The 12696-nt window shown below is 54.2% G+C and carries 11 protein-coding genes; 10 read left to right on the top strand and 1 reads right to left on the bottom strand.

From position 1 onward, the window contains the following. The first annotated feature begins 36 nt into the window (after nt 1–36). The 10 genes from epsC (at nt 37) to FHW66_RS12165 (ending at nt 11867) form a co-directional block, all read left to right on the top strand. Nucleotides 37–975, top strand: coding sequence for a serine O-acetyltransferase EpsC (gene epsC / locus FHW66_RS12210; RefSeq protein ID WP_183380070.1), 939 nt, complete (start codon nt 37–39; stop codon nt 973–975). Nucleotides 976–1072: 97 nt separating this feature from the next. Beyond that, nucleotides 1073–1345, top strand: coding sequence for a helix-turn-helix domain-containing protein (locus FHW66_RS12205; RefSeq protein ID WP_183380126.1), 273 nt, complete (start codon nt 1073–1075; stop codon nt 1343–1345). A gap of 81 nt (nt 1346–1426) precedes the next feature. After that, nucleotides 1427–2359: a family 2A encapsulin nanocompartment shell protein gene (locus FHW66_RS12200; protein ID WP_183380069.1), complete on the top strand. Its 933-nt coding sequence runs from the start codon at nt 1427–1429 to the stop codon at nt 2357–2359. Nucleotides 2360–2365: 6 nt separating this feature from the next. After that, a complete protein-coding gene (locus tag FHW66_RS12195) occupies nt 2366–4327 on the top strand; it encodes a family 2A encapsulin nanocompartment cargo protein cysteine desulfurase (RefSeq protein ID WP_370543457.1) in 1962 nt (653 codons plus the stop codon). Nucleotides 4328–4575: 248 nt separating this feature from the next. Continuing rightward, complete coding sequence (locus FHW66_RS12190; protein WP_370543455.1) at nt 4576–6912, top strand: type VI secretion system Vgr family protein; 2337 nt, start codon at nt 4576–4578, stop codon at nt 6910–6912. Between the two features lie 26 nt (nt 6913–6938). Beyond that, the gene (locus FHW66_RS12185) at nt 6939–7853 is read left to right on the top strand and encodes a DUF4123 domain-containing protein (RefSeq protein WP_183380067.1); all 915 of its coding nucleotides are present in this window, start codon (nt 6939–6941) and stop codon (nt 7851–7853) included. Nucleotides 7854–7892: 39 nt separating this feature from the next. Continuing rightward, on the top strand, nt 7893–8381 hold the full coding sequence (locus FHW66_RS12180) for a DUF3304 domain-containing protein (protein WP_183380066.1): 489 nt from the start codon (nt 7893–7895) through the stop codon (nt 8379–8381). Then, a complete protein-coding gene (locus FHW66_RS12175; protein ID WP_183380065.1) occupies nt 8381–8875 on the top strand; it encodes a DUF3304 domain-containing protein in 495 nt (164 codons plus the stop codon). The genes FHW66_RS12180 and FHW66_RS12175 overlap by 1 nt, the downstream gene beginning before the upstream one ends. Continuing rightward, entirely contained in the window at nt 8875–10935 is a 2061-nt protein-coding gene (locus FHW66_RS12170) for a DUF2235 domain-containing protein (RefSeq protein WP_255458941.1), read from the top strand. The genes FHW66_RS12175 and FHW66_RS12170 overlap by 1 nt, the downstream gene beginning before the upstream one ends. A gap of 596 nt (nt 10936–11531) precedes the next feature. Further along, nucleotides 11532–11867, top strand: coding sequence for a hypothetical protein (locus tag FHW66_RS12165; protein ID WP_183380064.1), 336 nt, complete (start codon nt 11532–11534; stop codon nt 11865–11867). A 6-nt stretch (nt 11868–11873) separates the two neighbouring features. Here FHW66_RS12165 and FHW66_RS12160 read toward each other — a convergent pair whose 3' ends face one another. After that, complete coding sequence (locus tag FHW66_RS12160) at nt 11874–12470, bottom strand: OsmC family protein (RefSeq protein ID WP_183380063.1); 597 nt, start codon at nt 12468–12470, stop codon at nt 11874–11876. Nucleotides 12471–12696 lie beyond the last annotated feature (226 nt).

The following is a 12696-nucleotide window of genomic DNA, read 5'->3' as shown; positions in this document are numbered from 1 at the left end:
TTGCGCGCAGACTTCACACCAAATAAGAGGGTTTTAGTGGCTAGTTTTGACATTTATCACATTGTCCAGTCGCTGCAGGAAGTCCGTCAGGGCTGGCGGCAGGCGCAAGGACGCAACAGCGATGCAGGCGGACGTGAGTTTCCGTCCCGCGAAGCACTGTCAGGCATTCTGGAAAATCTCAAGGCAGTGCTGTTCCCGATGCGTTTAGGTCCGCCGGATCTGCGTCAGGAAAGCGAAAACTTTCACGTTGCCTATGCACTCGATGCCGCGCTACAGTCGCTACTCAAGCAGGTACAGCTGGAGTTGCGCTACAGCGCCGGGCTGCAGGGTCAATTTCTGTCGGAAAGTCAGGCCGAAGAGCAAGCGCTGGAGGTGACGCGCACGTTTGCTGCAGCCCTGCCGGAAATCCGCAGCCTGCTCGATACCGATGTACTGGCGGCCTATCAGGGCGACCCGGCCGCGCGCAGCGTGGATGAAGTCTTGCTGTGCTATCCCGGTGTACTGGCAATGATTCATTACCGCATCGCCCACCGTTTGTATGCCGCGGGCTTGCCGTTGTTGGCACGCATCATCTCCGAACTGGCCCACAGCACCACCGGTATCGATATCCATCCGGGAGCACGGATCGGTTCAGGATTTTTCATCGACCATGGCACCGGCGTGGTGATTGGCGAAACCGCCGTCATCGGCGAGCGGGTCCGGGTTTATCAGACCGTCACGCTGGGTGCCAAGCGCTTCCCGACCGATGCGGAAGGCAATCTGCAAAAGGGCCTGCCTCGCCATCCGGTGGTGGAAGACGATGTGGTGATCTACGCCGGCGCGACCATTCTTGGTCGTATCACAGTGGGTAAAGGTGCAGTAATCGGCGGCAATGTATGGCTCACCGATGACGTACCACCGGGCGCCAGAATCTCGCAGGCGGCATCGCGTGAAGAAGGCTTGAGTAATGCCATCAGAACCGCAGCAGCGGCCTGAATGGCTTGCCCGGATAAGGAGCCACAGCATGTCTGATCATCCGCAGCCGCCCCTGCTGAAGCGCCAGGACAGCGCTTCAGCGAGTGATCCGGAAGCCTTGTCCAGTGCGCTGGTCCAAAGTTTCGGGATCGGTGTACGGCAATTACGCCGCGCCCGTGGCTGGTCGCAAGAACGGCTAGCCGAAAATTCCAATCTCAACCGTTCCTACATCGGCGAAATCGAGCGCGGTACCGCCATCGCTTCGCTGGTCACGGTAGAAAAGCTCGCCCACGCGCTCACGCTCACACCATCCGCGCTGGTCACACGAGGCGAGAGCATCACGCAGCAAAATCTGGTCCGTGGTCTCGAGTTGATGGCTATAGCATGTTGAGCCGCCAAGCACGAGCCGCGACACTCTGAGCCGTCGTAATTAACGCTTTTCCCTGTCAACCCCACGTATATTGGAGTCAAGATGTCGGCAACAGTCGGCGGTACAACCGCACTAGGCGATAACGCAGCAAGGCAACTAGCCAACGCCACCAAAACCGTTCCCCAGCTGGAGACGATCAGCCCACGCTGGTTGACCCATCTGCTGCAATGGGTGCCGGTGGAGGCAGGTATCTATCGCCTCAACAAGGTCAAGAATCCAGAGTCGATCAAGGTGACCTGCACCGCCCGCCTGGAAGAAAACCAGCTGCCACGCACCTTCGTTGATTACGAAGAACAGCCACGTGAATACTTCCTCAACGCGGTCTCGACCATTCTGGATGTGCACACCCGCGTCTCCGATCTGTACAGCAGCCCGCATGACCAGATCAAGGAACAACTGCGCCTGACCATTGAAACCATCAAGGAAAATCAGGAAAGCGAACTGATTAACAACCCTGACTACGGCCTGCTGTCACAAGTGAGCGACGATCAGCGTATCTTCCCGCTGACCGGCGCACCGACACCGGACGACCTCGACGAACTGCTGACCAAGGTCTGGAAAGAACCTGCCTTCTTCCTGACCCATCCTTCCGCCATTGCGGCCTTTGGCCGTGAAGCAACCCGCCGCGGTACACCACCGCCAACAGTCAGCCTGTTTGGCTCGCAATTCATCACCTGGCGCGGTATTCCGCTGATTCCATCCGACAAGGTCCCGGTTGCCGATGGCAAGACCAAGATCCTGCTGGTGCGTGTCGGTGACAAACGTCAAGGCGTGGTCGGTCTGTATCAGCCAGGTCTGCCGGGCGAACAAAGCCCAGGTCTGTCGGTGCGCTTCATGGGCATCAACAACCATGCGATTTCGTCTTACCTGATTTCGCTGTATTGCTCGCTGGCCGTGTTGACCAGGGATGCCGTCGCAGTCCTTGATGATGTCGAAATCAACAAGTATCACGACTATCCCGACACCTACAAATAAGCCCCTATCGTGAGCACACCTACTTCCCTCCCTCAGGATCCAGGTGGCGTGGGGCAACCCGCACCACCGATTGATCCGGCCTTGCTGGCACGGCTGGCGACGGAGCTGTTTGCAGCGCCGCCGTTTGCGCCACATGGCGTGCAGCCGCCTGCCAATGTGGCACCACCGGCATCGCCGCTGGCCAGCCCGGCAGGTCTCGGCCAGGGGGTACCGGGTACTGCCATTCCATTAGGGCAAGTACCCGGCACCAACCTGATCCCTTCCTCACCCCATCAGGTGCTGGCGCTGGGGAATCGCGCGCCGGCACTGGCACCTGCCGCGCAGGCGGGCAATGGCGCACCGGACAAGGCATTTGCTGCTATTCCGGCCTATGAGCCGCGTTTTGGCAGCACCATTGAAGGCGTCCCGCAATCGGTGGTGCCGTCGGCACCATCAGTCCCTGCTCTCCCTGCTGGTGCTGATGCGGGATATTACTTCCTCGACCGCAGCCATGGCCATCCGCTGGCGGGCAACACACCGTCAGCTGGAGCGGTACCAGCAACACTATCGCTATCACCAGTGCAGCCGTCTGTGCCTGCCAAACCTGCTGTGCCTGCATCACCGGCACAGGCAGCCGCCGCTTCGCCATCGTCCGCGCCACAATATTATTTTGTGCACGCGGTTGAATTACCCAATGGCTTTGTGACACCTGCCAAGGGTGACCCGCACGAAACGCCCAAGCTGGCAGGCAAAAGCCATGCTGCGCCGTTTGATGTGAATGCCGTGCGCCGTGACTTCCCGATCCTCAAAGAACGTGTCAATGGGCGGCAGCTGATCTGGTTCGACAACGCGGCGACAACCCAAAAGCCGCAGTCGGTGATTGACCGTATCAGCGAGTTCTATCAGCGTGAGAATTCCAATATCCACCGCGCCGCACATGAACTGGCAGCGCGGGCAACCGACGCCTATGAAGGCGCACGGGAGCGGGTACGTGGATTCCTCAATGCGCCCGATGTGAACGAAGTGATCTTCGTACGCGGCACCACCGAAGCGATCAATCTGGTGGCCAAGAGCTGGGGTAGCAAGCACGTCGGTGCCGGCGATGAAATTATCGTCTCGCATCTGGAGCACCACGCCAACATCGTGCCATGGCAACAACTCGCGGCAGAAAAAGGCGCCAAGCTACGCGTGATACCGGTGGATGATTCAGGGCAGGTATTGCTTGATGAATACACCAAGCTGCTCAACGACCGCACCAAGATCGTCGCTGTCACTCAGGTCTCCAATGCCCTGGGTACGGTCACCCCGGTCAAGGAAATCGTCGAGCTGGCACATCGCGCAGGAGCCAAGACACTGGTCGATGGTGCGCAATCCGTGTCGCATATGCGCACCGATGTACAGGCGCTGGGCGCGGACTTCTTCGTGTTCTCCGGTCACAAGGTGTTTGGTCCCACCGGTATCGGTGTGTTGTGGGGCAAACGCGAAGTCCTGGAAGACATGCCCCCCTGGCAAGGTGGCGGCAATATGATTGCTGACGTCACCTTCGAGAAGACCATCTTCCAGCCCTTGCCCAATACCTTCGAAGCAGGCACCGGCAACATCGCCGACGCCGTCGGTCTGGGTGCGGCGATTGACTACGTCAACCGTATCGGCATCGAGAATATCGCCAGCTATGAACATGCCCTGCTCGAATACGGCATGGAAAAACTTGGCGACATTCCCGGTGTCCGCCTGATCGGTACCGCAGCCCACAAGGCTAGCGTGATGTCGTTTGTGCTCGATGGCTACACCACCGAAGAAGTCGGCAAGGCGCTCAATCAGGAAGGCATTGCGGTACGCACAGGACACCACTGCGCGCAACCGATCCTGCGGCGCTTTGGCGTGGAAACGACGGTACGTCCATCCCTGGCGTTCTATAACACCTTCGATGAGATTGACTGCCTGATCACGGTGGTACGGCGACTTGCCGGGGAGCGTAACCGGCGCTGAAGTCAACCTCCGTAGTAGCAAGAAATATGGCCATGGATTCGTCCATGGCCATTTTCTTTGGACGTCTGTTCAATAGGGAAAGTACAAAAACTGTAACCGCAATAAAAATACATACAGCAATACACGCTTTATTAAAAATAAAGATAAAAATCAAATCTAGAATTCCTTCTATATATATTTTTACCCTCGTCTCTTAACATCAGCCTCCGATCACGTCTATCCGACGACACCGCGAAGGAATGCCAGAGATGAAGCAACCACTCCAACAAGCCGCTGCGCTTGCCCACGCCGTCACCACCCATCAGAAATATCACGTCAACGTAGGCGCTAATGTCAGCGCTAGTTTGTTGTCTGTCGTCTCCTTCGAAGCCGTCGAAGCCTTGGGCGAGCCTTATCGCATCACCATCACGCTAACCCATCCTCAAGAACTGGATCGTAACGAATACCTCGGCAAGGAAGCCAGTTTCAGCATGGGCACTGCTCTACCCGAACCACGTGAATTTGCTGGATGTATCACGCATTTCAACAAGCTCAAACAAACGCACGACTTTCACAGCTACGAATTCGTCATCGAACCACTGGTGGCAAGATTGCGACTGACTCATGCCAGCCGGGTATTCCAGCATCAAACCGCACCAAAGATCATCGAAACCATCCTGCGTCGGCATGGGTTCACGGGAGACAATTTCAAGTTCAGAACGCGACGAAGCTTTCCCCAACATGCGTTTCGGCTGCAGTATCAGCAAAGTGATTGGGATTTCATTCATCTGTTGATGCAGCAGGAAGGTTTGTATAGCTACTTCATCCCCGGCATGCTGGGCGACATCATCGTCTTTGCGGATGACATTGATCACTACATTTATCAGCCTGAGCTCAAGGTGCCGTATCGGGAAGCCGCCGGACTGGATGCAGATAATGAAGTCGTTTTTAATTTACAAACGCAATCGCAGACCGTTCCCGCTTCCTACCTTGTAGCTGATTATCACCCTGATGTCGCATGGGAGCGTTTCAAGGATGAAGCCAATATTGCCCGTAAAGACATTACGACCTACGGCCAACCCTACGTCTATGGTAGTCATCATCTGGACCAACTCAGCGCCAAATGGGAAGCGCAATTACGGCATGAAGCAGCAATCGCAAGCCAGATCGTCTACGCCGGTGAAAGCAATATCCTAGAACTACGTCCAGCACGCATCCTGCGGATGGACCATGCATTACCAGATGCACCCAACGGCCAAGTCATCATCAGCGTCACCCACAGCGGTGCACGTGATACTGCCTACAAAAACAGCTATACCGCGATTCCCTCTGACCGGCGTTATCGACTTCCTTTAAACGAAGCCAACTGGCCGAAGATTGCAGGCACTTTATCAGCAAGAGTGACTTCACCGGGCCAATACCCCCATGCCTACATCACCAAGAATGGCCACTACACCGTCCGCTTCGATCTTGATTTCGATGAATGGAACCCCGGCAATGAAAGTGTTCCGTTACGGCTAGCCAAACCATTTGCCGGGGCCAATCAAACCGGCTTCCACTTCCCCATCATTGACGGTACTGAGGCTGCAATTGGCTTCACAAACGGCAACCCTAATAAACCCTACATCGCCCACCTGCACCACAACAGTCGTCACCCTGACCTGATCATCAGCGAGCACCGCTGGCTCTCCCGCAACGTCATTCGCACGCAAAGCAACAACAAGCTGCGGATGGAAGATTGGAAAGGTGAAGAACACATCAAGCTCGCCACCGAACACGGCAAGAGTCAGTTAAACCTCGGTCATCTAGTCGATAGCCAACGTCAGCAACGTGGTGAAGGAGTTGAACTCCGAACAGACAATCATGCGGCAATCCGAGGCGGAAAAGGTGTCTTCATCACTGCCGACAGGCAAGACAAGGCCAGCGGCAAGCAACTCGATATGCAGGCAGCACTATCCTTGCTGGACAAGTTGCAAGCAGAGTCAAAGCAACTAGCGCAAGCGACAGCAACTGCCAAAGCCGAGATCGCAGATTTACAAGCGCAAAGCGACTGGCTGGCCAACAGCGTCAAGGATCTCCAGCAAGCGGCACTCGTCCTCTCCGCACCTGCCGGTATTGCCGTCGCGACACCAAGTCACATCAATCTCTCCGCTGGCCGGGATAGTACACAACGCAGCGGTAATGACCACAGCATCCATGCTGGCAAACGCTTCCTGCTCGCGGCAAAGCAAGGGTTATCAATGTTTGCCCAACAATGCGGCATCAAACTGTTCGCCAGCAAAGGGAAGATCGAGATACAGGCACATAGCGACGCGATACACGCCATCGCCGACAAAGACATGATGATCACCAGCGTCAACGGCAAGGTGGAAATCAACGCCAAGGACGACATCCTGCTCAAGTCCGGCGGCTCCTACATCCGCATCAACGCTTTGGGAATCGAGAGTGGCACGCTTGGCGACATCCATTTAAGAGCCGACAAGCATGGATTCAAGGGTCCTGCATCTTTGCCCTCCCTACTGCCGCAGTTACCCAACAGCGTCTGCAAACAATGTATGGAAAAAGCCATGCAAGCCAGCATTGGCTTCGCTTCTCCGAACGTTTAAACCCTGATTTCTCCCTGAAAGACGATATGATTTTTGGTATTGACCCCCATGAAGACAAGTTGGCCGAGTCGCTCGATGCAGCGCTCCTCACCTGCGAACAAACTGCCCGACTAAACCAAGCAAGTCCCTCCTTGCACACCTACGCGCTGATTGATGGTGCCTTTGACAGAGACTGGGGACAGCGACTGTTGCTGCAACAGCTTCGTACGCAACCGTCCTACGAACAATACCTGCGCTCAATCTATACCGACTCCCGACTGGAGGTACTGGAAGAATGTGCACCATTTCTATTACGGGTCAGCCCCGAATTACGCCTGACCAAGCTTGAACGTCTGCTGGCCAAGACCAACGGCAAGCCAATGCTGAGCTTCATTCAAAGCCCTCTGGATTTGATCACCCTACAGCGCCATCTGCTAGGTTTTAGTCAGGTAGAGACCCCAGATACGCTGGTCTTCCCACTCCGGTTCGCAGATACGATTTGTTTTCCCGTCATTGTTGAGGCACTCAGTGAACCACAACGCAATGCCTTGATGGCCGGTATCGCCGCCTGGCACATCGTCAATCGTAGCGGTGGCATTAGCACTTTCGTGGGTACCTGTTTCGATGTCGAGAACGATGTTGCGCCAGTTGGCGAGCAAACCAACTACATCCACTTTACTGATGCGCAATTTGCCCAAGTTGTTGCGGGTGCTGAGGCTGACACGCTCTATAAGGAAATGGCAGCGAGCGACGATGCTATACCTCACCAACCCAAAGCGTCTGTCTTGATCGGTCAATTACAGGCTGCTCTTTATGAAATGGATAAACGTCACATCAGCGGCGAAAAAATCCGCAAGGAATTAGCCTTTGCCAGCCTGACGCTACCAGACGCTCAGGCAATGCATTCCTTACTCGATGTCGCACAAAGCAAAGGCCTGCAAGCAGCATTGGCGAGCTTGTGATTGAAAAGGACTTCCATTCAATAAGGAAACAACATCAAGATGAAAAAACGATTGCTGCTATTGAGCATTGTTGCGCTAACTGCCTGCAATACAACTAGGCCAATAACGACCGAGAGCAATGTAGAAAAGCCGTATGTACACATACCTCGAACATACGTATCAATCTCCTGTGTATCGCACGATGGTGCACCTTATATTTCCGACTTCTCTATCGAAGAGCCAATCGTCAGCGGACCACTGGGAGGAAAATTCGCTTATGGCGCAAGCTGCGGAGGAATTATCGCAGCTGGTTATGCGCTGCCAGAAAAATGGACTCCCGGCATGAAGGTAAGAGTGCGCTGGAAGCCGGATAGCAGAGAATGGATAGAGAAAACGACGAACATTCTTCGGTATGAAAAAGCAAACCGAATTACTGTGCACTTTTTCGCGGACGATCAAGTAAGAGTCGTATCGTCTCTTTACTATCCAGAAAGTAAATACTATCCAATTTTAGAAAATACTACCGTTCCGCCTCCTGAGGAAGAGTAATGATGATCCAAAAAACATTATTGATCTTGAGCTTTACCATCTTAACCGCCTGCAATACAACTACAGCAATATCAGACGCGAACACTGAAGAAAAGCCGTATGTACACATACCTCGAACATACGTATCGATTTCCTGTGTAGCGCACGAAGGTGCACCTTATATTTCCGGATACTCCATCGAAGAGCCAATTCCAAGCGGAATATTGGGCGGAAAATTCGCTCATGGCCCGGGTTGTGGGGGACAAATTGCGGCAGGCTATGCGGTACCAGAAAAATGGCATCCGGGGATGAAAGTAAGAGTCCGTTGGAAACCGAATGGCAGGCAATGGATAGAGAAGACCACCAATATTCTTCGTTATGAGCAAGCAGACAAAATTTTTGTACACATTTTCGCGGACGATCAAGTAAGAGTCGTGTCATCTATTTACTATCCAGAAAGTAAATATCATCCAATTCTAAAGAGCAGTACTGTTCCACCTTCGGAGGAAGAGTAATGATGAGCACAAAAATTCATTTTCCGCCGCTGACGATTGCAGATAACACTGCACAAGAAATGTCGACAACGGTGCAACAAGAGCGCGCATTGGCAGACTTCCTGAGAGAACCGCCCGTCTATAAAGCTAACGGCCAACGAATGCCTTCGTGTCAATCGATGGTCAGGATTGGTTTGTTCTTTGACGGCACCAATAACAATCGTGATCGCGACGAACCCCTCAAGGGACATACCAACGTAGTCAAACTGTTTAATGCACACAAAGATATCAAAGGTAAAAATTATCTGAAAGATTCAGATTGTTTCAGTTTTTATATCCCGGGTGTTGGTACACGCTTTCCAGAAAATCAGGAATGGAGTGAAACGCAGGATGGCAAAGCCTTGGGAAAAGGTGGCCAAGCACGTATTTTGTATGGAATATTATGTGTTTATGATGCCGTCTATCGTGCGTTTAATGATGATCATAATCTTTATGACGATAAGCAAATCACCGCCAAACTAAAAAGCTACACCCGCGACGTCGAACACAACTACGACAAGGACTACCCCGAACAAGTCCGCCGCCAACAGTGGTTCACACAACTGCGCGATGAACTCAACGACAGACTGCAAACAGCCCGTGATCTGATCCGGCAACCGCACATCCCGCTGATTCGTGTCGCCGTCTTCGGCTTTTCTCGCGGTGCAATTCAGGCACGCAGTTTCTGCTATTGGCTGGATGCCGCATTAGGTGGCAAGAACACATTGGCTGGCATGCCGATTGAAATCAATTTTCTTGGTTTGTTTGACTCCGTCGCTTCAGTCGGTCTCGCCCACTCGGCAGCGAGAACCACCCCATTGACGTTCGTCGATGGTCACTTCAGTTGGGCAGCCGAAACGCTCAAACCATTGCCATCATTGGTCAAGCAAACCGTGCATTACATTGCCGCGCATGAGCAACGCATGAACTTCCCGATCACACGGGTAAAAGGTCAGAATGTGGTGGAAGTACCCTACCCTGGCGTCCATTCTGATGTCGGCGGTGGTTATTGCCCCGGCACGCAGGGGCGTGGCATGCGTATGGACCAAATGATCTGTCAGGTGCCGCTATTGCATATGCATAAGGCGGCACGTCTGGCGGGAGTGCCGTTGGTGACTTATCGCCAGATGTCTTCCGATTTGCAAGCCGATTACGCGCTCAGCCCCGAATTGGCGACCAACTGGAATGCCTATATGGCGGCAGGTGATTTTACCGGCACCTATGAAGATCAGAGACGTGAACATATGCGCCTGTACTACCGCTTCCGTTACCGCTGGATCGGTCGCATGGCGCAACTGCCTGCTTGCCAGCGCGCCACCCGTCAGGAACAGCAGGACATGATCAGTTACGACTGGTTGTTCAAAGGCGATATGCAGCTATTGACAGAACGTGCCAACGGCGGTCGCCCGTGGCAGCGGGATGATGGTAATCAGATCATCGCCCTGCATGCGGTCGGCAATGAACATCTCGCCAATCAATTGCAGTTGCTGCGCTCCGATCTGCGCGCTACGCCGGATGATTGGGAAATGATGGTGCTGCATGAATTTGAACATCAAAACGGACGACTAAGACTGGAAGAAATCGCCTTGCTGGAGGAGCAGGTCCACGATTCGCTGGCCGGCTTTTATCTGGCTGGTTACCAGACTGCCCAAGAGAAAGCCGAGCAGCTGCGGGAATGGCAAAGCGCACCACCATCGCCCAATGAGTACTACCGATATCAGGCGTGGCAAAACTTCCAGAGCGCCAAGGCTGCCAATCCAGCGCTGCAAGCCATCTTGGACAGCAAAGCGCAATTATTACGACAGGCGCAGAAATCACGCTTGCAGGGCCGTATCGGTGAGATGGAAGAAATACAGCGCGATATGACCTTCTCCGACGAAGAAGCCAACCTGCTGACGCAGGATGCCCATGGTCAGCCGATCTTCCCACTACTCAAAGACAGTGATGCCAGGGAATTGCGCAGTAGCCTGATCACCACGCAAACCATGACGCTACGCGAAGGTGGTGGTTATCTGGTGCCACGGCATGCGTTTTCGCCGTAAACCCCAAGCCTGCATCCCACCCCCATAAAGAAACCCCACGCGATGCGAAGCGAGCCGGTTAAAGGACTTCCGCTTGTGGAATCGCCGCTGAGGTGCTTCGGCAATCGGAAAAAGAGTGACGCTTGTCTGAGCGCAGCGAGTTTGCGTCACTCCCGATTGACGGAGTGCCTCAGCGGGCACCCCGCAGGGGCGATGGAAGTTGCGGTCGCCTTCTTTTGCTTACTTATCTTGGCGAAGCAAGAAAAGTGAGCGGCTGCCGGGCCGCCCCCGGCTTGGTCGTCCGTAGAGACGACATCTTCAGCGAAGAAAAAAGCAGACACTAAAGATTGTTGACGAAAAGCAAAGGGTAAAGGTATCCTCGGCACGTTCCTAAGAAAAACGGGACCGAGTGTGGAAGCTCGAAATTAACTAGGCGGACAACCGCCAGCTTGGCGGTTTTTTGCGTCCGGGCCATCCTACGTTCTCAATGGGCGGCGGTGGCAGGGAGGCTTAGGCCTGCCGGGTTCCCTAGTTAACCGGTCTTCCAACCTTGTCATCTGCCGCCCTCCCCGTTTGGAAGCGGGGTCTGCGGTCATCCACTTAACTAGGAGGCCAACATGCCTAGCTTCAACACGTCTGACCAAAGCAATACCAATCCCACCCACCAAGACTTTCAATGGATTCACGGCCCCGGCCGCGAAGAGAAATTCGCCGACTTCATTGAACTCACCCGCGACATCACCGCAGGCATCGACAGCAGCCTGCAAATCATCTATGCCAGTGAACTCGCCAGAGAGATGAATCTGGACGCCGAAGCCGACGACCAGAGCGCACCTGCCATCGGCAAAACCGACGCCGCCAATCTGATGCGCCTCTCCATGGCCGCCATCAAGTTACTGCACCACAACGCCCAAGAACACATTGATGCACTCAACACGTTCTGGGAGGATTGAACCGGCTTACTTCTTCTGCACCACGCCGTCGGCTGCCGTAATAGCGCTCTCACCCTCAATCGGACTGGCTGCCTCATTGGTTTTGTGATGACGGATTTCTGCCCGGATGGTCTGCGGATTTTTGAGCAGATTCAGAATCGGGCAGTTTTTTTCCACCGCCTCAAACAAGGCCTGCACGTCCTCCGCCGACGCTGGCGAATCAATATGCACGGTATAGCCAATATCGTGCGGCCAGATGGGAATGCTCTCGTAGCCAGGCTTGCCGCCGCGAGGATCGATCTTGCCGCTGACTTCGACTTCAAGGCGATCAATTGGCACCTGCCGCGATGCGGCCTGAATCAGAAAGATATGCGTCACGCAGGAACCCAGCACACCCAGCTGCAACTCCGGCGAGCTGGGGCCAAGGTTGTAGCCAGCAAAATCTGGCGGGCTGTCGCTGATAACCTGATGATCACGAATACGAATGCGCCGCACGCCGCTGCGCCCTTCCGCGCTAACCTTGGCCGACAAACTATTCGGGCTGGCATTGCCAGCCTCGACCAGAGCCTCACGTGCCAGCACGGCACTGCGTTTTTCACTGAGATAGTGGTTAAGTGATGTCATGATTTCCTCCTTGAGAGTGCAGCCAAACGTGGCGTTGACGCCGTAGTCTGCAGGCGACCAGCCGGGCCGCACAAGGAAGCAATCCGCATATCTTTATACCTGCACGATGCCTTGCCAGATAGACGCTAACCGCATATTCATATGCGTCATCAGCAACATAACTTTGCGCGTTTTTATTCTTTGTTTTGAGGGAGGCGTTGCGCGATAGTGCTGTTTTTATCATGGT

Origin of the sequence: Herbaspirillum sp. Sphag64 (assembly GCF_014192645.1) — a bacterium.
GTDB lineage: Bacteria > Pseudomonadota > Gammaproteobacteria > Burkholderiales > Burkholderiaceae_D > Herbaspirillum.
This window is presented reverse-complemented; position numbering and strand designations above follow the sequence as displayed.

Excerpts from the sequence above, each read along its gene's own strand:
- FHW66_RS12200 (WP_183380069.1), top strand. The coding sequence starts at position 1,427 with ATGTCGGCAACAGTCGGCGGTACAACCGCACTAGGCGATAACGCAGCA.
- FHW66_RS12190 (WP_370543455.1), top strand. The coding sequence starts at position 4,576 with ATGAAGCAACCACTCCAACAAGCCGCTGCGCTTGCCCACGCCGTCACC.
- FHW66_RS12185 (WP_183380067.1), top strand. The coding sequence starts at position 6,939 with ATGATTTTTGGTATTGACCCCCATGAAGACAAGTTGGCCGAGTCGCTC.
- FHW66_RS12180 (WP_183380066.1), top strand. The coding sequence starts at position 7,893 with ATGAAAAAACGATTGCTGCTATTGAGCATTGTTGCGCTAACTGCCTGC.
- FHW66_RS12175 (WP_183380065.1), top strand. The coding sequence starts at position 8,381 with ATGATGATCCAAAAAACATTATTGATCTTGAGCTTTACCATCTTAACC.
- FHW66_RS12170 (WP_255458941.1), top strand. The coding sequence starts at position 8,875 with ATGATGAGCACAAAAATTCATTTTCCGCCGCTGACGATTGCAGATAAC.
- FHW66_RS12165 (WP_183380064.1), top strand. The coding sequence starts at position 11,532 with ATGCCTAGCTTCAACACGTCTGACCAAAGCAATACCAATCCCACCCAC.
- FHW66_RS12160 (WP_183380063.1), bottom strand. The coding sequence starts at position 12,470 with ATGACATCACTTAACCACTATCTCAGTGAAAAACGCAGTGCCGTGCTG.